Source organism: Kribbella sp. VKM Ac-2569, assembly GCF_004216905.1.
Taxonomy (GTDB): Bacteria; Actinomycetota; Actinomycetes; order Propionibacteriales; family Kribbellaceae; genus Kribbella.
In genome coordinates this window covers 231,015-255,110 of the sequence record NZ_SGXJ01000006.1, presented here as the reverse complement: position 1 = coordinate 255,110, position 24,096 = coordinate 231,015, and the positions used below count along the sequence as shown (strand labels likewise).

At 68.5% G+C, this 24,096-nt stretch carries 25 protein-coding genes; 13 read left to right on the top strand and 12 right to left on the bottom strand.

The window, feature by feature from the left end:
* Window positions 1–23: 23 nt before the first annotated feature.
* The 3 genes from EV649_RS35300 to tdh all read right to left on the bottom strand — a co-directional run bounded on the left by EV649_RS35300 (window position 24) and on the right by tdh (window position 2,905).
* Window positions 24–494: a hypothetical protein gene (locus EV649_RS35300; protein ID WP_130388032.1), complete on the bottom strand. Its 471-nt coding sequence runs from the start codon at window positions 492–494 to the stop codon at window positions 24–26.
* 177 nt (window positions 495–671) lie between these two features.
* Window positions 672–1,856, bottom strand: a complete 1,185-nt coding sequence (locus EV649_RS35295) for a glycine C-acetyltransferase (protein ID WP_198682857.1) — start codon at window positions 1,854–1,856, stop codon at window positions 672–674.
* Entirely contained in the window at window positions 1,856–2,905 is a 1,050-nt protein-coding gene (gene tdh, locus EV649_RS35290; RefSeq protein WP_130388030.1) for an L-threonine 3-dehydrogenase, read from the bottom strand. Before tdh ends, EV649_RS35295 begins: the two co-directional genes overlap by 1 nt.
* A 112-nt stretch (window positions 2,906–3,017) precedes the next feature.
* Between tdh and pyrE the strand changes: the two genes are divergently transcribed.
* The 5 genes from pyrE (at window position 3,018) to EV649_RS35265 (ending at window position 8,866) form a co-directional block, all read left to right on the top strand.
* Window positions 3,018–3,563, top strand: coding sequence for an orotate phosphoribosyltransferase (gene pyrE, locus EV649_RS35285; protein WP_130388029.1), 546 nt, complete (start codon window positions 3,018–3,020; stop codon window positions 3,561–3,563).
* Window positions 3,563–4,294 carry a DUF3137 domain-containing protein gene (locus tag EV649_RS35280; RefSeq protein WP_130388028.1) on the top strand — a complete coding sequence of 244 codons (732 nt, stop codon included), beginning with the start codon at window positions 3,563–3,565 and terminating at the stop codon, window positions 4,292–4,294. Before pyrE ends, EV649_RS35280 begins: the two co-directional genes overlap by 1 nt.
* A 37-nt stretch (window positions 4,295–4,331) precedes the next feature.
* On the top strand, window positions 4,332–5,165 hold the full coding sequence (locus EV649_RS35275) for a LemA family protein (RefSeq protein WP_130388027.1): 834 nt from the start codon (window positions 4,332–4,334) through the stop codon (window positions 5,163–5,165).
* Between the two features lie 216 nt (window positions 5,166–5,381).
* Window positions 5,382–8,363, top strand: a complete 2,982-nt coding sequence (locus EV649_RS35270) for a BTAD domain-containing putative transcriptional regulator (protein ID WP_130388026.1) — start codon at window positions 5,382–5,384, stop codon at window positions 8,361–8,363.
* A gap of 92 nt (window positions 8,364–8,455) precedes the next feature.
* On the top strand, window positions 8,456–8,866 hold the full coding sequence (locus EV649_RS35265) for a hypothetical protein (RefSeq protein WP_130388025.1): 411 nt from the start codon (window positions 8,456–8,458) through the stop codon (window positions 8,864–8,866).
* On the opposite strand, the gene EV649_RS35260 is transcribed toward EV649_RS35265, so the two are convergent.
* Window positions 8,860–9,558: a DedA family protein gene (locus EV649_RS35260; RefSeq protein WP_241999079.1), complete on the bottom strand. Its 699-nt coding sequence runs from the start codon at window positions 9,556–9,558 to the stop codon at window positions 8,860–8,862. The two genes, EV649_RS35265 and EV649_RS35260, sit on opposite strands and share 7 nt — an antisense overlap.
* Window positions 9,559–9,618: 60 nt before the next feature.
* Between EV649_RS35260 and EV649_RS35255 the strand changes: the two genes are divergently transcribed.
* Entirely contained in the window at window positions 9,619–10,245 is a 627-nt protein-coding gene (locus EV649_RS35255) for a TrmH family RNA methyltransferase (RefSeq protein WP_130388227.1), read from the top strand.
* On the opposite strand, the gene EV649_RS35250 is transcribed toward EV649_RS35255, so the two are convergent.
* Window positions 10,227–10,649 (bottom strand): MarR family transcriptional regulator, encoded by a 423-nt coding sequence (locus tag EV649_RS35250; protein WP_130388024.1) that lies wholly within the window; start codon window positions 10,647–10,649, stop codon window positions 10,227–10,229. The two genes, EV649_RS35255 and EV649_RS35250, sit on opposite strands and share 19 nt — an antisense overlap.
* A gap of 848 nt (window positions 10,650–11,497) precedes the next feature.
* On the opposite strand from EV649_RS35250, the gene EV649_RS41355 reads away from it, so the two are divergent.
* The 3 genes from EV649_RS41355 (at window position 11,498) to EV649_RS35235 (ending at window position 13,091) form a co-directional block, all read left to right on the top strand.
* Window positions 11,498–11,641: a hypothetical protein gene (locus tag EV649_RS41355; RefSeq protein ID WP_198682889.1), complete on the top strand. Its 144-nt coding sequence runs from the start codon at window positions 11,498–11,500 to the stop codon at window positions 11,639–11,641.
* On the top strand, window positions 11,631–12,809 hold the full coding sequence (locus EV649_RS35240; RefSeq protein WP_130388022.1) for an alpha-amylase family glycosyl hydrolase: 1,179 nt from the start codon (window positions 11,631–11,633) through the stop codon (window positions 12,807–12,809). Before EV649_RS41355 ends, EV649_RS35240 begins: the two co-directional genes overlap by 11 nt.
* Window positions 12,810–12,902: 93 nt before the next feature.
* The gene (locus tag EV649_RS35235) at window positions 12,903–13,091 is read left to right on the top strand and encodes a hypothetical protein (protein ID WP_130388021.1); all 189 of its coding nucleotides are present in this window, start codon (window positions 12,903–12,905) and stop codon (window positions 13,089–13,091) included.
* Here EV649_RS35235 and EV649_RS35230 read toward each other — a convergent pair.
* Genes EV649_RS35230 through EV649_RS35220 form a run of 3 tightly spaced genes read right to left on the bottom strand, consistent with a single transcriptional unit; the run spans window position 13,080 to window position 16,784 of the window.
* On the bottom strand, window positions 13,080–14,810 hold the full coding sequence (locus EV649_RS35230; protein ID WP_130388020.1) for an FAD-dependent monooxygenase: 1,731 nt from the start codon (window positions 14,808–14,810) through the stop codon (window positions 13,080–13,082). The two genes, EV649_RS35235 and EV649_RS35230, sit on opposite strands and share 12 nt — an antisense overlap.
* A complete protein-coding gene (locus EV649_RS35225) occupies window positions 14,807–15,679 on the bottom strand; it encodes an intradiol ring-cleavage dioxygenase (RefSeq protein WP_130388019.1) in 873 nt (290 codons plus the stop codon). Before EV649_RS35225 ends, EV649_RS35230 begins: the two co-directional genes overlap by 4 nt.
* A gap of 16 nt (window positions 15,680–15,695) precedes the next feature.
* Window positions 15,696–16,784: a maleylacetate reductase gene (locus tag EV649_RS35220; protein WP_130388018.1), complete on the bottom strand. Its 1,089-nt coding sequence runs from the start codon at window positions 16,782–16,784 to the stop codon at window positions 15,696–15,698.
* Between the two features lie 64 nt (window positions 16,785–16,848).
* On the opposite strand from EV649_RS35220, the gene EV649_RS35215 reads away from it, so the two are divergent.
* Both EV649_RS35215 and EV649_RS35205 read left to right on the top strand, forming a co-directional pair.
* Window positions 16,849–17,631 (top strand): IclR family transcriptional regulator C-terminal domain-containing protein, encoded by a 783-nt coding sequence (locus EV649_RS35215; protein WP_130388017.1) that lies wholly within the window; start codon window positions 16,849–16,851, stop codon window positions 17,629–17,631.
* A gap of 55 nt (window positions 17,632–17,686) precedes the next feature.
* On the top strand, window positions 17,687–18,628 hold the full coding sequence (locus EV649_RS35205) for a DUF1905 domain-containing protein (RefSeq protein WP_198682856.1): 942 nt from the start codon (window positions 17,687–17,689) through the stop codon (window positions 18,626–18,628).
* A gap of 13 nt (window positions 18,629–18,641) precedes the next feature.
* Here EV649_RS35205 and EV649_RS35200 read toward each other — a convergent pair whose 3' ends face one another.
* Window positions 18,642–19,061 carry a VOC family protein gene (locus EV649_RS35200; protein ID WP_130388016.1) on the bottom strand — a complete coding sequence of 140 codons (420 nt, stop codon included), beginning with the start codon at window positions 19,059–19,061 and terminating at the stop codon, window positions 18,642–18,644.
* Between the two features lie 82 nt (window positions 19,062–19,143).
* The gene (locus EV649_RS35195) at window positions 19,144–20,163 is read right to left on the bottom strand and encodes an SIS domain-containing protein (RefSeq protein WP_130388015.1); all 1,020 of its coding nucleotides are present in this window, start codon (window positions 20,161–20,163) and stop codon (window positions 19,144–19,146) included.
* 139 nt (window positions 20,164–20,302) lie between these two features.
* Between EV649_RS35195 and EV649_RS35190 the strand changes: the two genes are divergently transcribed.
* Together EV649_RS35190 and fbaA are read left to right on the top strand one after the other, a co-directional pair.
* Complete coding sequence (locus EV649_RS35190; RefSeq protein WP_130388014.1) at window positions 20,303–21,022, top strand: GntR family transcriptional regulator; 720 nt, start codon at window positions 20,303–20,305, stop codon at window positions 21,020–21,022.
* A 192-nt stretch (window positions 21,023–21,214) separates the two neighbouring features.
* Window positions 21,215–22,240, top strand: coding sequence for a class II fructose-bisphosphate aldolase (gene fbaA, locus EV649_RS35185; RefSeq protein WP_130388013.1), 1,026 nt, complete (start codon window positions 21,215–21,217; stop codon window positions 22,238–22,240).
* Window positions 22,241–22,304: 64 nt separating this feature from the next.
* Here fbaA and EV649_RS35180 read toward each other — a convergent pair whose 3' ends face one another.
* Together EV649_RS35180 and EV649_RS35175 are read right to left on the bottom strand one after the other, a co-directional pair.
* On the bottom strand, window positions 22,305–23,276 hold the full coding sequence (locus EV649_RS35180; protein ID WP_241999077.1) for a type IV toxin-antitoxin system AbiEi family antitoxin domain-containing protein: 972 nt from the start codon (window positions 23,274–23,276) through the stop codon (window positions 22,305–22,307).
* A gap of 45 nt (window positions 23,277–23,321) precedes the next feature.
* Window positions 23,322–24,086, bottom strand: coding sequence for a GNAT family N-acetyltransferase (locus tag EV649_RS35175; protein WP_130388012.1), 765 nt, complete (start codon window positions 24,084–24,086; stop codon window positions 23,322–23,324).
* Between the last annotated feature and the right edge of the window lie 10 nt (window positions 24,087–24,096).

Below are 24,096 nucleotides of genomic sequence, written 5' to 3'. Positions count from 1 at the left end.
CGGCGGTACCACTGATGGTGCCGTCAGCTGTAGTCCTTTTCGTCGTACTTGGGAAGGCCGAGGAGTTGGCGGATCTGGGTGGACGGGGCCTTGCCGCCGGCGGCTGTGGCCTGTTCGACGTGGTCGGCCATCTCGGACTTGCTCTCGGCCGCCGCGGCCAGGAGCCAGTGCGGTCGGGCGGCGGCATCGGCCTTCGCCAGGGCCCGCATCTGCGTCGAGACCTTGGCGGGCCAGACGGTCGACCTCAGTGCGCCGGACTCGGCGAGGTTCGCCGCGGCCACCGCCTTGGCCCTGGCCTGCAGGGTCGTCAGCGACATGTTCTCGTTGGCCGCCTTCTCGAACCGCTCGAGCGCGACGTTGTACGGCCGGGTGATCTGCAGGTACTTCGTCCCCGCTGCGGAAAGACTCAGCATCGTCGGTTTCGTCCGCGCGACCGGAGCGCTCCGCGCCGGCGACGGCGGCGCGTACGCCCCGACCGGCTCCGAAGGCGTCACGGACGGTGCACTCGAGGAGGCAGGCGACGGCGCCGTAGCCACCGGCCCACCGTCCGCCCCACACCCGGCAGCACACGCCAAACCCAGTACTCCGACAACGGCCAGCATCTGGCGCATAAAGCTCCTCACCCAGTGCGAACCGGACAACCCTAACGGCGTCCGGCCCGACCGGACGAACTACCCCGCCAGGGCGGCGCGAGCCTCGGCGAACGCAGCGATGGCGCGCTCCACGTCCTCGGTGGAATGCGCGGCGGAGAGCTGGACCCGGATGCGGGCCTTTCCCTGGGGTACGACGGGGTACGAGAAGCCGATGACGTAGATGCCGAGGTCGAGGAGTTTGTCGGCCAGGCGGCCCGCTTCGGCGGCGTCGCCGATCATCACGGGGGAGATCGGGTGGTCGCCGGGGAGTACGTCGAAACCGGCCTCGGTCATCTTGCTGCGGAAGAGTGCGGTGTTGGCGGCGAGCTTGTCGCGCAGGTCGCTCGAGGTGCCGATCAACTCCAGTGCCTTCAGTGAGGCAGCGGTGACGGACGGTGCCAGCGAGTTCGAGAACAGGTACGGGCGGGAGCGCTGGCGGAGCAACTCGACGATCTCGCGGCGAGCGGACACGTAGCCGCCGGACGCGCCGCCGAGGGCCTTGCCGAGTGTGCCGGTGACGATGTCGACGCGGTCCTTCACGCCGAACAGCGACGGGGTACCGGCGCCGTCCGGTCCGACGAAACCGACCGCGTGCGAGTCGTCGACCATCACCAGGGCGTCGTACCGCTCGGCCAGGTCGCAGATCTCGTCGAGCGGAGCGACGTACCCGTCCATCGAGAACACGCCGTCGGTGGCGATCAGCCGGTACCGCGCGTCGGCGGCGTCCTTCAGCTGGGCCTCGAGGTCGGCCATGTCCCGGTTCTTGTACCGGTACCGGCGGGCCTTCGAGAGCCGGACGCCGTCGATGATGCTGGCGTGGTTCAGCTCGTCGGAGATGATCGCGTCCTCCGCGCCGAGCAGCGTCTCGAAGAGGCCGCCGTTCGCGTCGAAGCAGGAGCTGTAGAGGATCGTGTCCTCGGTCCCGAGGAAGTTGCTCAGCGCACCTTCGAGGTCCTTGTGGATCTCTTGCGTCCCGCAGATGAAACGGACCGACGCCATCCCGAAACCCCAACGGTCCAAGGCGTCCCGGGCCGCGGCGACCACCTCGGGATGGTCGGCCAGGCCGAGGTAGTTGTTCGCGCAGAAGTTCAGTACTTCGTTGCCCGACGCAACCGAGATCATCGACTGCTGGGGTGAGGTGATCACCCGCTCGGACTTGTAGAGCCCGGCGTCCCGGATCTCGCCGATGGTCGTCGTCAGGTCGTCCCGCATCCGCCCGAACATCAGTGCTTCTCCTCCAGCGTCTCAGCCGTCCAGTCCATGATCACTTTGCCGCACTGCCCCTGGCGCGCCACGTCGAAGGCCCGCTCGAAGTCGCCGTACCCGAACCGGTGGGTGATCACCGGCGTCAGGTCGAGCCCGCGCTCCAGCATCACCGACATCGAGTACCAGGTCTCGAACATCTCCCGGCCGTAGATGCCCTTGATGGTCAGCATGTTGAGCACCACCGTGCCCCAGTCGATCGCGATCTCGTCGGACGGCAGGCCGAGCATCGCGACCTTCCCGCCGTGCGTCATGTTCGCGAGCAGCTCCCGCAGCGCGGCCGGCTGCCCGGACATCTCCATCCCGACGTCGAACCCCTCGCGCATCCCGAGGCTCTGCTGCGCCTGCGCGATCGTCTCGTCGGCGACGTTCACTGCACGGGTCACGCCGATCTTCCGCGCCAGGTCGAGGCGGTACTCCGAGAGATCGGTGATCACCACGTTCCGCGCGCCGGCGTGCAGCGCGACCGCAGCGGCCATCACCCCGATCGGGCCGGCGCCCGTGATCAGCACGTCCTCACCGACCAGCGGGAACGACAAGGCCGTGTGGACGGCGTTGCCGAACGGGTCGAAGATCGCGGCGACGTCGAGGTCGACCTTGTCCTTGTGTACCCACGCGTTCATGGCGGGCAGAGCGACGTACTCCGCGAACGCACCCGGCACGTGGACGCCGAGGCCTCGCGTCTTGATGCACAGATGGCGACGTCCTGCCCGGCAGTTGCGGCAGCGGCCGCAGACCAGGTGTCCCTCACCGCTGACCAGGTCGCCGACCGCGACGTCACGGACGCCGACGCCGACCTCGACCACCTCACCGCAGAACTCGTGCCCGGTCACCATCGGCACCGGCACGTTCTTCTGCGCCCAGTGGTCCCAGTTCTGGATGTGCAGGTCGGTGCCGCACAACCCGGTGCGGAGCACCTTGATCAGGACCTCGTCAGCCTCGATCTTCGGCTCCGGGACCTCCTGCAACCACAGACCAGGCTTGGCCTCAGCCTTCACGAGCGCCTTCATGCCCACATCGTCGTCCCGGGCAACCATCGCCGTCCATCGACACGTCGTACACAGCCTTTACAGTCCAACTGCATACTGGGTGCGCCCCGCCCGTGATCTAAGCTCAAGGCTCATGAGCTACGACCGGGACGGACTGCTGGAGCAGGTCAAGAGCAAGGCGATCGTGCACGGCCGGGTGACGCTGGCGTCGGGTAAGGAAGCCGACTATTACGTCGACCTGCGCCGGATCACGCTCGATGCGGCCGCTGCGCCGCTGATCGGCCCGGCGATGCTCGAGCTGACCAAAGACCTGGAGTACGACGCTGTCGGCGGACTGACGCTCGGCGCGGACCCGGTCGCGATGTCGATGCTGCACGCGGCGGCCCAGGAGGGGCGGACGCTCGACGCGTTCGTCGTACGGAAGGCCGAGAAGACGCACGGTCTGCAGCGGCGGATCGAGGGACCGGACGTAAAGGGTCGCCGGGTGCTCGCCGTCGAGGACACCTCGACGACCGGGGGATCGGTGCTGACCGCGGTCGAGGCGTTGCGCGAGGCCGGGGCCGAGGTGGTCGCGGTCGCGGTGATCGTGGACCGGTCGACCGGTGCGCAGGAGCGGGTGGAGGCGGAGGGCCTCGAGTACCGGTCCGTGTTCGGTCTCGAGGACCTGGGGCTCGGCTGATGGAGAGCAACACCGTTCTGTTCATCCTGCTGGCGCTCGTGGTCGGCGGCGGTCTCGCCTACTTCAACTACTACCGGGCGAAGAAGCGCCGGGAGATGTTCGCCGGCCTCGCCGCCCAGTACGGCTGGTCGTACGTGCCGGTCAACAACTCACTGGCCGGTCAATGGGCCGGTACGCCGTTCCGCACGGGCGACAACCGGCGCGCGAAGAACGTGCTGTCGGGTCCGTTCAACGGTCACCAGATGGTTGCTTTCGACTACAGCTACCAGACCCACACCACGAACGGGAAAGGTCAGCGACGGACGACCACCCACAACTTCGGTGTCGTCGTGCTGCAACTACCTGGCGCGCTGCCGCACCTCGAGGTGACGCACGAGGGGATCTTCGGCGGCGCGGTGGCCAACGCGCTCGGCTTCCGGGACATCCAGTTCGAGAGCGAGCAGTTCAACCGGGCGTTCCGGGTGAAGGCCGACGACGAGCGGTTCGGGCACGCGGTCGTGACGCCGCGGATGATGGAGATGCTGCTCGCCCGCGGCGAGATCGGCTGGCGGGTCGAGGGGAATTCGCTGGTCGGCTGGGACAGCGGCGCGCACAACCCGAGCGAGGTGCTGAACCGCCTCGGGCTGCTCGAACAGGTGGTTCTGAACGTCCCTGGGTACGTCTGGCGTGACTACGCGGGCGTCGACCCTCGCGGCCAGCAGCCACCGGCGGGCGGACCCGGCTACCCGTAGAGTCGCTCCCAGCACTGCCAACTCTCGGGAGCTCGTCATGGTTTGGGTCATCATCGTGGTCGCGGTGATCGTCATTCTGGCGATCATGCTGATCACGTCGTACAACCGGTTCGTCAAGCAGCGGAACCTGATCCAGGAGTCGTGGCGGCAGATCGACGTCGAGCTGCACCGCCGGTACGACCTGATCCCGAACCTGGTCGAGACCGTGCGCGCGTACGCCGCGCACGAGCGGCACGTGTTCGAAGAGGTCGCCCGGTTGCGCACCCAGGCGGTGAACGTGCAGGGCTCCAACCCGGAGCAGCGGGCCGCTGCGGAGGGTCAGCTGTCCGGCGCGCTGCGTCAGATGATGATCTCGGTCGAGCAGTACCCGCAGCTGCAGTCGAACCAGAACTTCCTCGGTCTGCAGCGCGAGCTGACCGACACCGAGGACCGGATCGCGGCCGGCCGCCGGTTCTACAACGCGAACGTCGGCGACTACAACACCCGCATCGAGGCGTTCCCGTCGAACCTGATCGCGGGCGGCTTCAAGTTCGAGAAGGCCGGTTACTTCGAGGTCAAGGACGAGCAGGTCCGCGCGGTGCCGCAGGTCTCGTTCGGCACGATCGGCTCGGTCGCCGGTGAGCAGGCGCCGCCGCAGATGCAGCCGGGTGCGCCGTCATCGGGCCAGATCCACCCGCAGATGCCGGGGGACCAGGGCAACTACCCGCCGCAGCAGCAGATCCCGGGTGGCTACCAGCAGCCCGCGCAGCAGCCGCCGTACCAGGGCCAGCCTGGTCAGGGGCAGTACCAGGGAGAGCCACCGGTGGGCGGGCCGCCTGCGGGTTCCCCCGCGCCACAGGACGGACAGCCGCCATTCACCGGTGGCCAGTAGGCACCGGTCCCCGTAGTCCAGGACCCCCGATCCCGAACTCTCTCCCAGTGCCAGGCCCGGTGTGACGGCGGTCAAGTCGCCACCTCCGGGCCTGCCCTCCCCCCGGTACCTGTGACTACAGTGCCGGACTGAGATACATCCGGCGTACATCGGCCTTCCCGGTGCGTACAGCCGGATGCCACGATAGGTCGGTTCAAGAGTGGAGAGGTCGGACGAGTGGACAGTCTGAGGTACGGGATCCTCGGACCTCTGCGGCTCGTTCACGTCCCGGGCCAGCCGCTCAAGGCCGCCAAACCGCGCCAGCTGCTCGCCACGCTGCTGCTGCACCCGAACCGGTTCGTCTCGACCGATCTGATCGCCGACGCGCTCTGGGAGAACACCCCGCCGCGGTCCGCGACCGCGAACATCCGGACGTACGTCCGTGCGCTCCGGGGAGTGCTGCAGGACGCCGGGCTGCCCGCGCCGATCGACACGTCGGCCGCCGGCTACAGCATCGAGGTCGGTGTCGACGAGCTCGATGCCAGCCTGTTCGAGTCGCTGCTCGCGGAGGGTGGCCACCTCCGCGACCAGGGTGACGGCCGGCAGGCCATGCAGGTGCTGTCCCGGGCGTACTCGCTCTGGCGCGGACGCCCGCTCGAGGATCTGCCGATGCCGGCGGCGTGGGAGGGCTCGATCGGACGCTTGGAGGCGCAGCACCGCGGGCTCGTCGACAGCCTGCTGGACCTGCGGCTCGAGTACGGCGACGCGACCGGTGCCGCCGTATTGCTGAGTGCACGCCTCACCGAGGACCCGTACGACGAGCAGCTCTGGCGGCGCCTCGTCGACGCACTCGTTGCCGCGGGGCGAGTTGGTGAGGCGCGAGCGGCGTACGCGAAGGCTGTGCAGACGCTGGCCGACGAGCTGGACATCAAGCCCGGTCCGGAACTGGAGGCCGCCGGCGCCCGCGCCGAGAACGGCCGCTCGGCCAACTGGCCCAACCCAGGCATCCCAGCAGACCGTACGGCGGACCGCCCGGGACCGACCGCACAACCCGGACCGATGGCGGCGCCCGAGCTGACCGATCCGCTGCGGCCGCCGAGCCAGCTCCCGCTCGACCTGGCCGACTTCAGCGGTCGGCAGGAGCTCTTGGAACAGCTGCGCGACCTGGTCTGCGGTCGCGACCCGGTACGGCCGCCGATCGCTGTCATCTCCGGTGCGCCGGGGACAGGGAAGACTTCGCTGGCCGTACGGCTCGGGCACCTGGTCCGGGAGTACTTCCCGGACGGGCAGATCTACCTGGACATGCACGGCGCGACGCACCCACGCGACCCGGCCGCCGCGCTGACCGATCTGCTGCTCAGCCTGAACCTGCCTGACTACGCGATCCCGACCGACCCGGAGCGGCGGTCTGCGATGTTGCGCTCCGAGCTGGCCAGCCGCCGCGTGCTGATCATCCTCGACGACGTGGCCACCGCAGGTCAGGTGACTCCACTGATGCCCGGCACCGGCGCCTCGGCCGTCGTGGCGACAAGTCGCAACCGGCTGATGGACCTGGCAGGTGCGGACAGTACGCCGCTCGACACGTTCGACGACCGCGAGGCAGCCCTCCTGCTGTCGTCGGTCGCTGGAGACGGCCGGATCGACCCGTCCTCGCCCGAGGCCGAGGAGATCCTCGCGGCGTGCGCGAACCTCCCGCTGGCGATCCGGATCGTCGGCAGCCGCCTGGCGCAGCGGCCTGATCTGAGTGCACGTGAGCTGGCGCGGCGGTTGCGGGACGAGGCGTCGCGGTTGGACGAGCTGAGCATCGGCGAGCTCGCCGTACGATCCAGCGCGGACCTGAGCTACGGCGCGCTGAGCCCCGAGGAAGCCCGGCTGTACCGGCTGATCGGTCACTTCGCGGTCGGCGTCTTCTCCGCGCGCGCACTCGAGGCCGTCGCGTCACCGGCCGCCGTACGACGCAGTCTGGATCGGCTGATCGAGGTCAACCTCGTCCGGATCAGCTCGGTCGACCAGCGCGGTACGGCGCGCTACCGCGTCCACGACCTCCTGAGGCTGCACGCGCTCGGCGTCGGCGACGACGAGCAGAAGGCGCAGGCGGTCCGCGATGTCGAGGCTGTGGTCGACGCGATCCTGAACAAGATCCGGCGCGCCAACAACGGGCTGTCCTTCGAGTACTTCGGCGTACTGGAGCACACCGGCCCGTTGACGGAGCCGGACCCGTCGCCGTTCACCGAGACCGACGCGATCGCGTGGTTCGACAGCGAGCGCAGTACGTTCGTGCCGGCCATCCGCGCCGCGGCGCAGAACGGTCTGCACGAGCACGCGTGGCGGATCGCGGCGGCGTGGGGGCCGTACCTCGACCTGCGGGCCGGGTTCGACGACTGGAACGGCTCGCACCAGCAGGGACTGCTCAGCGCGATCGCGTGCGGGGACCGGCGCGGCGAGGCGATCATGCACCGGAACCTCGGTCAGCTCGCCGTCTACCAGGACGACTGGGAGACCGCGCGCCGGCACTTCGACGCGGCCGCGCAGGCGTTCGCGGAGGTCGGCGACCGCCTCGGTGAAGGTGTCGCCGCCGTCGGGCTCGGCACCTGGCTGCGGGAACGCGGCGAGCGCGACAAGGGCCTGAAGCAGTACGAGAAGGCGATCGAGGCGTTCGTCGAGGACGGGAACGCGAACGCCGAGGCCCTGGCGCGGACCGCGGCCGCGAACATCTACATGGTCCGCGGCGACCTGGTCACCTCCCGGGGTCTCCTCGCCCAGGCGTTTCTGATCGCCGTACGGCGGGCCGACGCCCACCGGGAAGCGAAGGTACGACGGCGGATCGCGGACCTCCGCGTCCATCAAGGCCGACACGACGAGGCCGTCCGCCAACTGCGGAAGGCGCTGGCGATCTTCGACGGGATGGGTGACGACCACTGTGCGGCGTACACCCGGGCGCTGCTCGGGCAGGCGCTGATGGAGCGTGGTGAGGTGGCTGCGGCGCGCAAGATCCTGCTGGACGCGATCGACATCGGTCACCGGTTGGGCGATCGCAGCGTCGAGGGCGAGGCGGCGCAGCACCTCGGCGAGCTGTACCTGTCCACAGGCAGCCTGGACAACGCCCGCCGTACCCTCGAACGCGCTGCACGCGTGTGGCAGCAGGCCGGGAACGACGAGGCAGCGGCCGAGTGTCGCCGCCTGCTCGCCGGGTTCGAGGCAGGGGCCGCGGCCGGCTGACGCCGTGAATGTACGGCGGCTGTATTCAGGTCCGCCAACATTCTGACCATGCCACGGCACGTAGGCCGAGGACGGGGGATCGGGGAGGACCTATGGCCTGGGGGGACGTAGTCGTGGAACGCCGGAACGTCCCGCGGGTGGCAAACCCGCGGGACACCGAGGCGGCGCTCAACTGGCAGTTGGAGCGCGTCGGATCGGCGGCCTGGCTGGACTGGCCGCTGAAGTTCCAGCGGATGGCTTTCGGTTATGCGCACGACAGCGGCTGGCACGACGCGGCCGATGCGGTTCGTTGGCTCGACCACCACGCCCTGCTCCGTGAAGGGGCGGCGCCACGGGGGGCGCTGGTCTGGTACCAGGCGGCAGACCGGATCCGGGTGGCTTGTTCACTCGGTTCCGGTCAGGTGGTCGGCCCGCTGCCGACCGGACCGGTCGAGGCCGCCGAGCTGTCGCTACTCAGCACCGACTGGGTCTGGTCGGAGCCGCTCTTTCCTTTCGGTCACTGACCGTTGCTCACCGGGTGCTTCGGTGCGGCGTGCTTAGGGGCGTCGCCGGACTTGTTATTGCGGTTGCGGCGCCGAGCCAGGAAGTACTCGACGACCATCGGGATCAGTGAGACCAGCACCAGCAGGATCAGTGCGGACTCGAGGTGGTCGTGGATGAACTGCACGTTGCCGAGCGCGTGGCCGAGCAGCGTGATGCCCGGCGCCCAGATCACCGCGCCGACCCCGGTCCAGAGGAAGAACTTCTTCGGGTCCATCTTCCCGGCGCCGGCCACGATCGTGATGAACGTCCGGACGATCGGCACGAAGCGCGCCATCACCAGGGCGCGCGGACCGTACCGCTCGAAGAATTCATGCGTTTGCTCGATGTACTTCGGTTTCAGGAACCGGGCGTTCGGATTGCGGAACAACGACGTACCGAGGGCCCGGCCGATGTAGTAGCCGGAGACGTTGCCGAGGAACGCGGCGATGGTCAGCAGCACACAGGCCAGCCAGAGCGGTACGTCGATGGATCCTTGCGCGATGAACAGGCCGACGGCGAACAGCAGTGAGTCACCGGGCAGGATCGGGAACAGCACCCCGCACTCGATGAACACCACCAGCAGCGTGCCCCAGAGGGCCCAGTTCCCCATCCAGTGCAGGAGGTACTCCGGGTCCATCCAGTTGGGCATCAGCATCGCGACAAGAGGAAGCACGCGGACAGGGTAGCGTCCCAACCTGTGCATGAGCTGATCGGCGACGTACGGGGAGCGGACATGGTGGGCCCGAGCGAGGTCGGGGTCGGTCCCTGGGAGGGCGACTGGCCGGAGGATCCGCGGCTGGATCCGGAGCTGCTCGAGGCCGGGGACCGGCGCAATGTCGTGGACAGGTACCGGTACTGGAAGCTCGAGGCGATCGTCGAGGACCTGGACCGGCAGCGGAACCCGTTCCACGTCGCGATCGAGAACTGGCAGCACGATCTCAATATCGGCTCGGTCGTCCGGACCGCGAACGCGTTCCTCGCGTCGGAGGTCCACATCGTCGGCAACCGGAAGTGGAACCGCCGCGGGGCGATGGTCACCGACCGCTATCAGCATGTCCGCCACCAGCCGGCGCTGTCCGACCTCGCGACGTACGCCGCCGAGCGCGGGCTGCCGGTGCTCGGGATCGACAACCTGCCGGGGTCCGTGCCGCTGGAGACGTACGACCTGCCCCGGGAGTGCATCCTGCTCTTCGGTCAGGAGGGGCCCGGGCTCACCGACGACGCGCACCAGATCTGCACGTCCGTGCTCTCCATCGCCCAGTTCGGCTCGACCCGCTCCATCAACGCCAGCGCGGCGGCCGCGATCGCGATGCACGCCTGGATCCGCCGGCACACCTTCGGTCAGCCGTCGAGCAGCTGATCGAGAATCCCGGCCGCCAGCTCCAGTACTGCGCGCTCGGTGGGATTGAGGCGCTCGGCGATCGCCTCGGCGAGCCAGTCATCCGAGCTCTTCATGTGTTCCTTGAGCAACTGCCGCCCGCGATCGGTCAGCTCGATCGTGTGCCGGCGCCGGTCGTGCGTGTCCTGCTGCCGCGAGATGAGCTGCTGCTCCTCGAGACTCGCCAGGACCCGCGTCAACGACTGCGGCTGCACCCGCTCGGCCGCGGCGATCTCGCTCGCCGTCAGTGCCCCACGCCGATGCAGCTGCCCGAGCACCGCGACCCCTGTACTCCCCAGCCCGTCCCCAGCCCGTTCAGCCCGCAACCGCAACGCCAACCGCGTACTGGCCCGTCGGAGCGCAACAGCTGTTTCGTAAGCTTCCATTTACTGTCCTAAGCTCGCTGACGGTCAAGAATGCTAAGCTCAGCTTACTATGAGCGTGCATGTCATCCACTGGTCCCGGGACACGCCTGTGGTCCCGGCCCAGTTGGTCACCGCGGCCCTCGCGATGGCCGGACCAATCACGTACGGCGTAACCACCGGCCACCTCACCCACGCCTCCTTCGCGGCCCTCGGTGCCCTAGCCGTCAACTTTGTGCACCCACCAACCATTCGCAGACCGATTTCGTGGTTGGTCGGTGCTCAAAGTCGCGTGGGGGTGGTGGTGACCGGGGCCGCGCTGGTCGGGGGGTTGGGAGGTCGTGGGTGGGTGACCGCGGCGGGTGTCGTGCTGCTGGCTGCGGTTGCGGCGGTGGTTGGTGGGTTCAGCCGGTGGATGGCTGACGCGACGGCGCGGTTCATCACCTTTCTGGTGCTGGCGACCGGGTTGAGTGGGGCCGCTTGGGAGGTCGCCCGGTGGTTTGCGGGCGGGGTCGTGTGGGCGATCCTGTTGGGGCTCGCGGCTGCTGCGTTCTCGGCACCGGTTGCCGCGGCCGGCGGCGTTCCGACGTACCGGCAGTTATGGAGGCGTTGGTGGGGAAACCTGCGTCGCTTCGAGGGATGGCAGTACGCCGTACGCCTGGTGCCCGCACTCGCTGTGGCCGAGGCGATCGGCGTGCTGTGGCATCAGGAGAAGGGGTACTGGATCGCGCTCGCCGTGGTGATTGTGGTCCGGCGCCGCGGCGGATCGTTGCTTCGGGCAACGCAACGCTGTCTTGGTACGTGCGCCGGCGTGCTCGTCGGTGGCGCCCTCGTCCCCTGGGTACCGCCGTCCTGGGCGATCGTGGCCCGTCATGACCCCGCTCGTCGTGCTTCTGATGGACCTCGGCCGTACGCCGGGATTCTCGACGATCGGGTACCGCCTGATCGACACCGTGATCGGTTGCCTGATCGCGATCTTTCCTACTCTGGTTCTGAGGAGGCGACATGTGGCCTGATCACGCGATCTGGTGGCAGATCTATCCGCTCCGATTCACTGCGGCTGAGGCGACGGCCCAGCAGGCGGTCGTGCATCGCCTTCCGCAGTTGGAGAACTGGCTCGACTACGCGATCGACCTGGGCTGCAACGGGCTCCTTCTCGGTCCCGTCTTTGCCTCCGAAACCCACGGCTACGACACCGTCGACCACTTCCGGATCGACCCGCGCCTCGGTGACGACGCCGACTTCGACCGCCTGATCGCGCAGGCCCACGCCCGCGGCCTCCGGGTCGCCCTCGACGGCGTCTTCAACCACGTCGCGCGCTCCTTCGCCCATCCGGAGTGGTTCCGCCGCGATGGCCTCGACACCTTTGAGGGTCATGAACATCTGGTGGCGCTCGACCACAGCAACACCGAGGTCGCGCAGTACGTCGGTGACGTCGTGCGGTTCTGGAACGACCGCGGGGTCGACGCGTGGCGCCTCGACGTGGCGTACGCCGTACCGCCTGAGTTCTGGCGTCACGTGCTGCCGAGGGACCGCGACACCTGGTACTTCGGTGAGGTCATCCACGGCGACTACGCGGCGTACGTCGAGAAGAGCGGGCTCGATTCCGTCACGCAGTACGAGCTCTGGAAGGCGATCTGGAGTTCGCTCAACGATCGCAACTTCTACGAGCTCTCGTACGCGCTCGGCCGGCACAACGCGCTGCTCGACACGTTCGTCCCGCAGACGTTCGTCGGCAACCACGACGTGACCCGCCTCGCGACCCGGCTCGAGGACGAACGCCACCTCGGTCACGCGCTGGCGATCCTGTTCGCGGTCGGCGGCGTACCGAGCGTCTACTCGGGCGACGAGCAGGCGTTCCGTGGTCTCAAGGAGGATCGCGCCGGTGGGGACGACGCGATCCGTCCGGCGTTCCCCGGGTCGCCCGACGAGCTGGCGCCGTACGGGCTGCCGACGTACCGCCTGCACCAGGAACTTATCGGCGTACGGCGCCGCCATCCGTGGCTGACCCGGGCGCGGACGACCGTCGAGCATCTCACCAACGAGTCGCTCGCGCTGCGGAGCACCCATGGTGAGGAATCAGTCCTCTTGTTGCTGAACATCTCGGATCAGGAGCAGCGTTTCCCGCTCGCAGGCACCCCGCCCGTCCCCGCCCACAGCTGGGAATTGTTGACAAGTCCGTAACCTTCCTCCGCTTGCGCCCGTTGTTCTCGGTAAGACAGAAGTGAGGCTTCTCGTCGCGCTGGATGTGGTGACGGGGCACATGGGGGTTTGCTGATGAACGCTCTGTGGGACGAACTGATACACGAGCTGGGCACCGTGCGCGCGTTGAGCGCGGCAGCTCTGGAGGCGCGGTCGGACACCTCGAGGGTCGCGCTGATCACCTTGCTGGACGCCGAGACCGCGGAGATCTCGGCGATCCTCGACCGCATCCTCCGCGAGGCCGCCGCCTCCTCAGCGGCCTAAGACCGCACCGACCGCCTGTCGGAGCGCTTCCGTCGGATCGTCGGGCTGGTCGAACGCGCGGTAGGCGATGTGCGCGTCGGGCCGGACGAGCAGACAGCCCTCGTCCGGGATCTCGCGCACCCGCGCCCAATCGCCGTACAGGTCGTCCAGCTCACGACCCGGCCCGATCACGAACGGCTCGATCGGTACGCCGAGCTGCTCGGACACGGACTGCGCCGCCTTTACCCACGCGTCGCCGCCGATGCCGGTGAGCAGGGTGAAGCGGCCCTTCCCGACCACGTCCAGCGTGCTCACGGTGTCCGATCCGCGCGTCAGCCAGCAGTGCGGGATCCGGGCACCCGGCCAGGTTGTCGGGTGGTAGTACAGCTCGTGATCCCGCTCGTACGGCGGCTCGGGCGTACCGTCGTCGACCACGGCAGACGAGCGGTAGCGCTGCCCGAGCTCGACACCGTGCGCGTTGAACTCGTAGTCCTTCAGCTCGATCGCCTTCCGCAGCTCCTCGCGCTGCGCGGCTGCGGTTGGCGTGTCGTCCTTACGCGACTCGATCGTCCGCCCCGCCGGCGCGTCCGGCGTCATGCCGAGCGCCCGGAAGATCTGGCCGAACTGGTTACGGCTCTTGTTGGCGCGGTCAACGATCTGCCGCGCGATCGGGGCACGCTCGGCCTCGTAGCTCTGCAGCAGCTCGGGCGCGGCCTGACCCTTGAGAACCAGGGCGAGTTTCCAGGCCAGGTTGTACGCGTCCTGGATCGAGGTGTTCGAGCCCAGGCCGTTGCTCGGCGGATGCCGGTGGATTGCGTCACCCATACAGAAGACGCGGCCCTTCGAGATCTTCTCGGCGTACATGTGGTTGACGCTCCAGACCGACGTACCTTTCAGCTTCACGTCGATCGTGTCGTCGCCGACCAGGTTGTGCACGATCTCGGTCGCCATCGCCTCGTCGACGACCGGCGCGGGCCGGTTGATGTCGTAGCCCCAGACGATCAGCCACTCGTTCCACGGACGGACCATCCGGACGAGACCGGCGCCGATACCGCCGATCTGCGCGCCGGGCTGGAGGACCCAGTACAGAACGCTCGGGCGATGCGCGACGTACCGGCTCAGATCGGCCTCGAACACGATGTTCATCGAACCCTCGATGTCCATCGCACCGGCCATCGGCAGGTCGATGTCCTGGGCAACCTTGCTCCGCCCGCCGTCCGCGCCGATCAGATACTTGGCGCGGATCTGGTACGTCGTGTCGCTCAACCGATCCCGCACCGTGGCGGTGACGCCGTCGTCGTCCTGCTCCAAGGACAGATACTCCGTGTTGAAGCGGAGCCGCGCGCCGCGACTGGCCGCCGTACTGACCAGGATCGGCTCGAACAGCGTCTGGGGGAGATCCATGGGCAGACAGGGACTGGCTTCCGTGTAGTCGGCCAGGCGGCGTGGATGCGTGCCCCACGTGCGGATCCGGCCGATCTCCTCGCCGGCCAGGCTGGTGCAGAACGCGGTCTGGCCCATCAGGTCGTGGGCGGTGCCCTTGTCGACGACCTGATCCTCGATGCCCGCGTCGCGCATCAACTCGATCGTGCGTTGGTTCGTGATGTGTGCGCGGGGCGTGTTGGCGGTCCAGCCGTACCGGGTGAGGACAATGTTGTCGACGCCGTACGTGGACAGGAAGAGGGAGGCGGCGCCGCCTGCGGGGCCACTACCGACGATGAGAACGTCTGTGGTGATCATTGCTGGGTCTCCTCGGTGGTGGCGAGCACCAGGTCGTAGCTGACCGTGTAGTAGGGCTGGTCCGGCGTACTGCCGTCGGGGGCCTCGGTGCCGGCCGGGTGTTCGGTGAAGTCGGCGATGAGCGACTGCTTGACGCCGAACACCGCGTCGGTGTCGAGGTATTCGTCGCCTGCCGCGAAGACGTGCGTGATCAGGCGGCTGTACCCAGGGGCCGTGACCATGAAGTGGATGTGCGCTGGGCGCATCGGGCCGCGACCGCCCGCGCGAAGGAGTTCGCCGACCGGCCCGTCGTCGGGGATCGGATAGGCGACCGGCTTGACCGCCCAGAACCGGTAGTTGCCATCGGCATCGGTCGTCAGATGGGCGCGGTTCTGCGGGCCGTCGAGCTCCTTCTGTACGTCGTAGAATCCGTCCTCGTCGGCCTGCCAGGTTTCGACGAGCGCGTCCGGGATGGGCTCGCCCTTGGTGTTGAGGACACGCCCGCTCACCAGGCACGGCTGTCCAGGGGCGCCGTTCGAGATGTCGCCACCGAGCTGCACCTCGGGTGATCCCTCGACGAAGAACGGGCCGAACACCGTGGACTGCGTGGCCCCGGGCGGCTTCCGGTTCCCCAGTCCGACCGTGAGCATCGACAACCCGAGTACGTCGGCCAGCAGCACGAACTCCTGTCGCGTGCCGGTCGAGATCTGACCGGTCCGGGTCAGGAAGTCGATGGCGGTGAAGTACTCGTCCTCGGTGAGGTCCACCTCGCGTGCGAACGCGTGCAGGTGGCGTACGAGGGCGCTCATCACCTCCCGGTAGCGGTCGCTCGGGCTGTCCCCGAAGCTGGCCACCACGGCTGCGGTCAGATCATCTCCTTGCAGGTCCATCCGGTCTCCTCGCTCATCAAGGTCGCGTACCGGACCAGGCGCGGGTCAGGATGTCCCGCACCAGGTCCTCCGTCGCCGGGATCGGGTTGTCCGTCGGCTTGAACGCCGCGGCTGCTTCCGCGACCTGCTCCTCGGTCAAGCCCAGCTCCCGCAAACTCGTTGGCACTCCCGCGTCCTGGAACAGGTGGAACAATCCACCTGCCAGGTCTGTTGTGCCCAGTGCGGCTTTCAGCCGTGTTTTCGCTTCTGGAACTGAGGAAGCGTTGACGCGGGCAACCTGAGGAAGTACCGCCGCGTGCGTCTCTGCGTGCGGCAGGTTGTAGGTGCCGCCCAGCAGATGACACAGCTTGTGATGCAGGCCGGTCCCAGCCGTCGCCAGCGCCGAACCCGCCAAGCAGGCACCGTATAGAAGGTTGCTTCGAGCATCTAAGTCGTCGGGGACGAGCAACACATCCCGCAATCCGCTGCTCAACGCCCGCAGTCCTTCCACCGCGGTCAGCTCCGTGATCGGATCGGCCTTCGGTGTCCAGACCGCTTCCACGCAATGCGCAATCGCATTCGCCACACTCGCCGCCGTCACCTTCAACGGCAATTCACGGCTCAACACCGGGTCGTAAACCACCACGCGCGGCAGCACTCGCAGGTCAGTCCCAGTGCTCTTATGGCCGTCTGTCGTCTCACCCCACACCGGCGTCATCTCAGACCCGGCGTACGTCGTCGGCACCGCAACAATCACCACGCGTTCGGTGGTGAGGGCGATTGCCTTCGCCAGCCCGATCGCCGAGCCACCACCGATGGCGACGACCGCGTCCGCTCCGGCCTCGCGTGCCTTCGCCCGCGCGCCCTCCGCCAGCTCGGTGGGGACATGCTGTGCCACGCCGTCGATCCGGCCCGCAAATAGGTCGCCCAGTTGCGCCTCGACCGCGTCGGCGGCGGCCCGCGCGGAGTTCGTCGCGATCACGAGCGTCCGCCGTACGCCGAGTGCTTCGACCTCGGTCGCGACCCGGTCGAGCGATCCGGCCCCGAACACCACCCGCCCGGGCAGGAACGTGTGCACGAACCCAGCGCCGGACGGCGCCGCATCAGTCTCGACTGGACGTGGCATCGGCAGCTCCGCTACGATTTCGCTCAGCGAATAGTTCTTCTTTCAACGAAAAGCAGGCTAGCCGATGCCGGGTGACGCGTCTACAGGCACGTTTCTGCAAGGTCTGGAGCGAGGCCTCGCGGTGATCCGCGCGTTCTCCACCGACGCGCCCTCGCTGACCCTCAGCGAGGTGGCGCGAGCCGTCGGCATCACGCCCGCGACAGCGCGCCGGATCCTGCTCACGCTGGAGGAACTCGGCTACGTGCGCAGCGACAACCGCCGGTTCTCCCTCACCCCACGCGTCCTCGCCCTCGGCTGGGCGTACCTCTCCTCCCTGGACCTCGGCGAACTCGCCGGCCCGTTCATGGAGGAGTTGAGTGCCAAGACCCGGGAGTCATGCTCGATCGCGACCCTCGACCTCCCCGACATCGTGTACGTCGCTCGCGTACCAACCAGCCGGATCATGACCGTCGCCCTCGGCGTCGGTGCCCGGCTGCCGGCGTACCCGACCTCGATGGGCCGGGTCCTTCTCTCCGCCCTGCCAGACGAGGACCTCACGGCGTACCTCGAGACCCTGCAAGCCGAGCCGCTCACGGATCGCACGATCACGACGCCGGGTGACCTCCGCGCCAGCATCACCCAGGCCCGCGCGGACGGTTATGCCCTCGTCGACCAGGAACTCGAACTCGGTCTCCGCTCCATCGCCGCCCCAATCCACAACTCCCGCGGCCGCATCATCGCCGCGCTCAACGTCTCGGCCCACGCCTCCCGCTCAACCTCGACGTCCCTCTGCGAGGAGTTCCTCCCGCACCTTCAGCAGGCCGCGACTCAGATCACCACTGCCCTCACCCACCGCGGCAACTTCTGAAATAGGTGCCGAATCCGGAAGTTGTCTGTCCGGAACACGGCCTAGCATCTGATCCATGGATCAGTCGTTCAGCGGCGAGGTCATCGAGTGGCGCGGTCCCGCGCCGTACTACTTCGTTCCCGTGCCGGAGGAGGAGTCCGACGCGCTGCGGGCCGTGGCTTCTGCCGCCAGTTACGGCTGGGGGATGCTGCCGATTCGCGCCCGGATCGGCAGCACCGAGTGGAAGACGTCCCTGATGCCGAAGGACGGCAGCTACGTGCTCCCGCTGAAGGACGCAGTACGCAAGCCGCACGGACTGGACGCAGGCGACACGGTGGATGTCCGGCTCATGTTGGACGCACTGCCCGAGAGGGAGAAGCGCCCTGCGCCCCCGCGGATGCCGGTTCCTCGTCACTCGGGCTCCCGCGAACCGATCGCCGCGGAACAGCTCACGATCGTCCCCGCGAACCAGGCGACCGCTGAGGACCTCGAGGCGGTCTTCGGTGCGAGCGGAGACACCGCGCGCTGCTCGTGCCAACGATTCCGGATGCTGCCCAAGGAGTCCTGGGCTTCGGAAGGCCCCGAAGAGCTCGCCGCCCGGCTCCGCGACCAGACCGCCTGCGGAAACCCGAAGGCGAAGACCACGAGCGGCCTGGTCGCGTACCTCGACGGCGAGCCCGTCGGCTGGTGCGCCGTTGCCTCGCGCGCCGACCACCCGAGGCTGCGCCGCGACAACCGTGTCCCCTGGACGGACCGCAACGAGGACAAGGCCGACACGACGGTATGGGCCGTGACCTGCTTCGTCACCCGCGTCGGCTACCGGCGCCGCGGTATCAGCCGTGCACTCGCCCGGGCCGCCGCCGACTTCGCCCGTGAACGCGGCGCCCGCGCCGTGGAGGGCTACCCCGACTTCATCGACGGCGGATCGGTCGGCACGCTCGACACGTTCGCCGACGCCGGCTTCGCCGAGGTGAGCCGGCCGGGCAAACGCCGCGCGGTCATGCGGATCGACTTCTGAACCTCGCCCGCCTTCACGCCTTCAGTTCTTCGAGAATCTGCAGGTAGTGCGGGTTGTTCATGATGCCGATCAGGTTGCCGAACGGGTCGACGACCGACGCGGTGCGGAAGCCCGTGTTGTTGCCCCGCTCAACGATTCCCTCGTTGAGCGTCGCCCCGAGCTCGAGCAGCCGCGCGAGCGTGCCCTCCAGGTCGTCGACGTGCCAGCTGACGATCGCCCCGGCTGCCACCGGCCCGACCTGGTGCGTTGCGTACTTGGCGTCGATGATTCCCAGCTCGCACTGGAAGTCCCCGAACCGGAACTCGACGTACGCCGGCTCTTCCGCCGTCGGCACGGCGTAGTACGCCTCGATCCCCAGGAACTCCTCGTACCAGCTCCGTGCCGCCTTCACGTCGCCCGCGTAGAAGCTGACAGTCGCAAACCCTCGCAACATCGTGGTGGTCCTCTCTCAGGTGCTGCCCCGGTTGATGACCACCACGATTCCACCCAAAGTGCTCACCAAGTGAGCACTTTGTTCAGTCGGTTTGGGTGACCTTGCGGAGGCCGCGGGGAGCGTCGGGGTCGAGGCCGAGTTTGCGGGCCAGGAGTTCGATGGCGCGTTGGGCCGGGATGACCAGCGCGAGCGGCGCCAGCGTTTCAGGGAGGTCGGGGCCGGCCAGGTTCACGTCGCAGCGGGAGGCGAAGGTGGAGTCGCCGCCGATGCCGAGGATCTTGCTGCCCTTCTCGCGGACGATGCCGGCCAGCTCGGTCATACCGGGCAGCGCCGGACCGTCGCCTGCGGCGACCAGGATTGTCACCAGGTCCGCGTCGACAACCGCGATCGGGCCGTGCTTCAGGTCGGCGTACGAGAGTCCGCGGACCGGCTGGAGACAGGTCTCCTCGAGCTTCAGCGCGACCTCGAGTGTCGTGCCGAACGTCAGTCCGCGACCACTCGCGAGCACGTCGTGCGCCGCCGCCAGCAGGTCCGCCGCCGCCTCGACCGACCCGGACAGCATCTTGGTCGCGGCGTCCGGGACCCGCGCGATGTCGGCGTCGAGCGTCCCGGGCCGCGGCGCGAGCGCGTCCACGGCGACCGTGATCGCGGCCAGCTGCGTCGTGTACGTCTTCGTGGCCGGTACGGCGAGCTCCTGGCCCGCCTGCGTGATCAGGGCGACGTCGGCCGTCGAGGCCAGCGGGCTGTTGCCGTCGTTCGTGATGCCGACGATCGCCGCGCCGTTCCGCTTCGCCCACTCGGCCGTGTCGACGATCTCCTGGGTCGCGCCCGACTGGCTGACCGCGACCACCAGCGAGTTCGAGAGGTCCAGGTTCGCGCCGTACAACGTCGCAACCGAAGGAGCGGCCAGTGACGCCTGCCGGCCCGCGTGGATCTCGGTCAGGTAGCGGCCGTAGACCCCCGCGTTGTCGGACGATCCGCGCGCCACGAAGATCACGTTCCGGCGCCCGGCAGCCAGCCGGGTGATGTCGTGCCGCAGCGGCAGAACATGCTCGAACGTCGCGGCGAGCGCGGCCGGCTGCTCTGCGATCTCGGCCGCCATCCGGGTCTCTTGGGCGGGGACAGACACCACTACGATCACTGGTCCTATCTGGTCTTAACAGGTATGCTGCGCACGATAGCAGTGAGCGGCGTCCCGGGGCACCCCCGAGACCCGCCCAGGTCTGGAGGATCGAGATTCCATGGTGGCGACGAAGCGGGCCCAGGTCCGATCGGTGCTGGAACGGCTGATCGACGTCGAGCTGCATCCCGGGGACCCGATCCCCTCCGAACGAGCCCTGGTGGACAAGCTGAACGTCTCCCGGGTGACCGTCCGGCAGGCGATCAGCGACCTGGTCGAGTCCGGCGCCCTGGAACGGGTGCACGGCAAGGGGACCTTCGTCACCGGTCCGCAGGTCGACTCGCAGCTGCACCTGACCTCGTTCTCCCGGGAGATGCGGGCCCGTGGGCTCGAGCCCGGGACCGTGGTGCTGTCGGCCAGCGAGATCGAGGCCTCCGACGAGACCGCGAAGGGCCTGCGGGTCGCGAAGGGCACCAAGGTGATCCGGGTCGAGCGGCTCCGCACGGCCGACGCGTCGCCGATGGCCTACGAGGTCGGCTACTACCCGTCCGCGCTCTTCCCCGGCCTGCTCGGCCGCGAGCTCGGCACTCTGTACGACGTCTTCGCCAGTGAGTACGACGTCGTCGTCACCTCCGGTGAGCAGACCGTCCGGGCGGACAACGCCGACGGTCATGTCGCCCGGGTGCTCGGCGTGGCCCGGCGGGCACCCCTGCTGGTCCTCGAGCGCACCACCTTCGCCGGCCGCAAGGTCGTCGAACTGTCCTGGTCGGCCTACCGCGCCGACCGCTACCGGCTGCACATGGCCCTGACCCCCCGCGGCCCGCGCACCGGCTCGGCCTGAGCCCGACGCGCGGTCGTCATCGCGCCGCAACGAACTGGACCTGTCCTGTTCATCAACTGGTCTACATCCCTGCCGATTGCTCCCCGGCCACCGGGCCGGCTCGGCAGGTGGGCCGCCGGATCCGACGAAGTGCCCGGCAGCAATACTGGAGCCGAACCCACAAGAACTGTGTTGTGAGGAGTACCGCGAGACATGCCTATTGCAACCCCTGAGGTCTACGCCGAGATGCTGGACAAGGCCAAGCAGAACCGCTTCGCCTACCCGGCCATCAACGTCAGCTCCTCGCAGACGCTGATCGCCGCGATCCGCGGTTTCGCCGAGGCGGGCTCGGACGGCATCGTCCAGGTCTCCACCGGCGGTGCCGACTACCTGTCCGGTTCCACCGTGAAGAACATGGTGACCGGCTCGGTCGCGCTGGCCGCCTACGCGCACGAGGTCGCCAAGAACTACCCGGTGAACATCGCGCTGCACACCGACCACTGCCCGAAGGACAAGCTCGACGGCTTCGTCCGGCCGCTGCTGGCGATCTCCGCCGAGCGCGTCGCCCGGGGCGAGAATCCGCTGTTCCAGTCGCATATGTGGGACGGCTCGGCGGTGCCGCTGACCGAGAACCTGGAGATCGCCAAGGACCTGCTGGCCCAGGCGGCCGCGGCGAAGATCGTCCTGGAGATCGAGGTCGGCGTCGTCGGTGGCGAGGAGGACGGTGTCGCCAACGAGATCAACGAGAAGCTGTACACCACGGTCGAGGACGGCCTGGCCACGGTCGAGGCGCTCGGCACCGGTGAGAACGGCCGCTACCTGACCGCGCTGACCTTCGGCAACGTGCACGGCGTCTACAAGCCGGGCGCGGTCAAGCTGCGGCCGGAGATCCTCGCGGAGATCCAGGACGCGGTCGGCGCCAAGGTCGGCAAGGAGCGCCCGTTCGACCTGGTGTTCCACGGCGGGTCCGGCTCGACGCTCGAGGAGATCCGGGCGGCGGTCGACAACGGCGTCATCAAGATGAACGTCGACACCGACACGCAGTACGCGTTCACCCGGCCGGCGGCGGGGCACATGTTCGCCAACTACGACGGCGTGCTGAAGGTCGACGGCGAGGTCGGCAACAAGAAGGCCTACGACCCGCGCGCGTGGGGCAAGGCGGCCGAGGAAGGTATGGCGAAGCGCGTCGCCGAGGCGTGCGAGGACCTTCGCTCGACGGGCACGTCGCTGAACGCCTGACATCATCTGGTCCTCCTGTAGGGGCCTGCGAAGGGCTCACCGCCACCGGCGGTGGGCCCTTCTGTCACATCCGGGCTAGGTCGAAGTGGCGGATTCCGGTTCGGCGGGCGGCTCGGGTGAACGTGGTACGGATGCGGTCGGCCACGGTCGGTGGGTCGGCGAGGTCGGTCCAGGAGATCCAGCAGTGCTCGACGGGTTGCGGCCCGTCAGGGTCGGCGGCGGCCGGCTCGGGGACCGGCTCCTCGGTGGAAGGCTCGAATTCCTCGCACCAGAAGGGAAAGCGCGGTTCGAACTCGACGACGGTGCGCTCGTCGGGGAACCACAATCCTTCGGCTGGGGACACGTCGGGATCAGCTGGTTCGAAGTCCGGTGGCGGTGACGGACTGGGGGTAGGGAGGCCGGCGTCGGCGAGGATGAAGCGCAGGCGGGACTCGGCGATCGAGGCCGATCCGGTGAGCTGGTCGAGGACTCTGGAGGCTCGCTTGGCGCCGTGGTCGAGCATCGTGACCGCATGGTTCAACGTGCGCCGGTTGACGAGTCCGGCGTACATCGCGGCGTCGGCGAGCACGATTGCCGGCGCGGGTGGTGCGGTCGCGGCCACCTCGGCGATCGCCCGGGCGGGCGAGGCCATGCGCAGCCTGTTCCACAGTTGGACGCCAGGCCCCACTGGGTCGCGGATGTGGCGGTGAACGCCACGTACCCGGCCGGAGCGTCCGTCTGCGGCTGTCACGTGGACCCGGGTCAGGTCGAGCCCCCAGACGGGCAAGGCATGCAGGGCCGCGGCCGACTGATGGCTGGCGAACACGCCGGGTCCGCCCGCGCGCAGGACGTCGTAGATCCGGCGCAGGTAGAGGACCTCGTCGGTGACGAGCATGAGTGAACGGTGAGCGGCATAGGTCCCGCGCCGGATCCGTCGCCAGGACCCGGAGTGCAGGAGAGAGTCGATGTCAGCGTCGTAGTAACCGGAGGCACGTGCGTCGGCCCGGGTGAACACGCCACCCCGGATCGACGCCATCACGGCAAGTTGAGGATTCATGCCCAAGAACGTGCCGCGATCCGACCCCGCCCGGACCCACGATTTTCAATCTGTGGAGAACTCGTGCCGCACCCAGACGTTCGGCTCGACGTACACCGCGCGATCGGCGACGACGTCACACTCCACCGGAACGAGCGCGCCCGGGACCTCGACGGGACCGCTGCGGTCGAACGGAAGCCCGGTCCAGGAGCGCCATTCCGCCAGGGATCCCGCGATCACCCACGATGCCGGTGCGACGCCGACGATTCGGCCGCCGGCGCGAACGTGGGTGCGCAGCCACGGGTCGAGCGGGAGGCCGTCGGGGCGGGTGTGGGAGGCGTAGTCGTCCATCGCGACCAATGGCTCCAGATGCTTGTGCGTCGGGCGTACGGGCGCATCGAGGGCGTTGAGGCCGAGGTCTGCGGATGCCTCGCGAAGCGCGGCAAGGAGGAGGGCGGCGACACCCTCGCCCTGGAAGTCTCGGGCGACGCTGATGTTCAGGGCGCAGGCGGTGTCTGGCTGGACGCCGCGGCGGGCGTCGGTGAACGCCCGGACGACCGATTGTTCCCAGCCTCCGGCGGGGAAGTTGCCGCCCGAGAGCTGGACGGCGTGGGCGTCGCCGACGGGTCTGCCGTCCGAGGTAGCGATCAGGCAGGTGTCGGCGAACGTCTCTACCGTCTGGGCGAAATACGCCTCGGAGACGCGGTTGTGGCGCATGAAGGCCGGCCAGTCGCCCACATCGATGTCGGCGTGGGCGAGGTCCGGGCGGTCAGCGACGGTGGTGATCTCGAGGGTGCGCCCGGAGGGCAGCCGATGCCTGGAAGCGGGCATAAAAAAGGCC

What these genes read in the sequence shown, in the direction of transcription:
- EV649_RS35175 (WP_130388012.1), bottom strand. Translation starts at nt 24,086, where the DNA reads ATGCCCGCTTCCAGGCATCGGCTGCCCTCCGGGCGCACCCTCGAGATC.
- EV649_RS35280 (WP_130388028.1), top strand. Translation starts at nt 3,563, where the DNA reads ATGGAGAGCAACACCGTTCTGTTCATCCTGCTGGCGCTCGTGGTCGGC.
- EV649_RS35215 (WP_130388017.1), top strand. Translation starts at nt 16,849, where the DNA reads ATGCCGGGTGACGCGTCTACAGGCACGTTTCTGCAAGGTCTGGAGCGA.
- EV649_RS35190 (WP_130388014.1), top strand. Translation starts at nt 20,303, where the DNA reads ATGGTGGCGACGAAGCGGGCCCAGGTCCGATCGGTGCTGGAACGGCTG.
- pyrE (WP_130388029.1), top strand. Translation starts at nt 3,018, where the DNA reads ATGAGCTACGACCGGGACGGACTGCTGGAGCAGGTCAAGAGCAAGGCG.
- EV649_RS35295 (WP_198682857.1), bottom strand. Translation starts at nt 1,856, where the DNA reads ATGTTCGGGCGGATGCGGGACGACCTGACGACGACCATCGGCGAGATC.
- EV649_RS35200 (WP_130388016.1), bottom strand. Translation starts at nt 19,061, where the DNA reads ATGTTGCGAGGGTTTGCGACTGTCAGCTTCTACGCGGGCGACGTGAAG.
- fbaA (WP_130388013.1), top strand. Translation starts at nt 21,215, where the DNA reads ATGCCTATTGCAACCCCTGAGGTCTACGCCGAGATGCTGGACAAGGCC.
- EV649_RS35265 (WP_130388025.1), top strand. Translation starts at nt 8,456, where the DNA reads ATGGCCTGGGGGGACGTAGTCGTGGAACGCCGGAACGTCCCGCGGGTG.
- EV649_RS35275 (WP_130388027.1), top strand. Translation starts at nt 4,332, where the DNA reads ATGGTTTGGGTCATCATCGTGGTCGCGGTGATCGTCATTCTGGCGATC.
- EV649_RS35235 (WP_130388021.1), top strand. Translation starts at nt 12,903, where the DNA reads ATGAACGCTCTGTGGGACGAACTGATACACGAGCTGGGCACCGTGCGC.
- EV649_RS41355 (WP_198682889.1), top strand. Translation starts at nt 11,498, where the DNA reads ATGACCCCGCTCGTCGTGCTTCTGATGGACCTCGGCCGTACGCCGGGA.
- EV649_RS35205 (WP_198682856.1), top strand. Translation starts at nt 17,687, where the DNA reads ATGGATCAGTCGTTCAGCGGCGAGGTCATCGAGTGGCGCGGTCCCGCG.
- tdh (WP_130388030.1), bottom strand. Translation starts at nt 2,905, where the DNA reads ATGAAGGCGCTCGTGAAGGCTGAGGCCAAGCCTGGTCTGTGGTTGCAG.
- EV649_RS35230 (WP_130388020.1), bottom strand. Translation starts at nt 14,810, where the DNA reads ATGATCACCACAGACGTTCTCATCGTCGGTAGTGGCCCCGCAGGCGGC.
- EV649_RS35180 (WP_241999077.1), bottom strand. Translation starts at nt 23,276, where the DNA reads ATGAATCCTCAACTTGCCGTGATGGCGTCGATCCGGGGTGGCGTGTTC.
- EV649_RS35225 (WP_130388019.1), bottom strand. Translation starts at nt 15,679, where the DNA reads ATGGACCTGCAAGGAGATGATCTGACCGCAGCCGTGGTGGCCAGCTTC.
- EV649_RS35220 (WP_130388018.1), bottom strand. Translation starts at nt 16,784, where the DNA reads ATGCCACGTCCAGTCGAGACTGATGCGGCGCCGTCCGGCGCTGGGTTC.
- EV649_RS35195 (WP_130388015.1), bottom strand. Translation starts at nt 20,163, where the DNA reads ATGGCGGCCGAGATCGCAGAGCAGCCGGCCGCGCTCGCCGCGACGTTC.
- EV649_RS35250 (WP_130388024.1), bottom strand. Translation starts at nt 10,649, where the DNA reads ATGGAAGCTTACGAAACAGCTGTTGCGCTCCGACGGGCCAGTACGCGG.
- EV649_RS35240 (WP_130388022.1), top strand. Translation starts at nt 11,631, where the DNA reads ATGTGGCCTGATCACGCGATCTGGTGGCAGATCTATCCGCTCCGATTC.
- EV649_RS35255 (WP_130388227.1), top strand. Translation starts at nt 9,619, where the DNA reads ATGGTGGGCCCGAGCGAGGTCGGGGTCGGTCCCTGGGAGGGCGACTGG.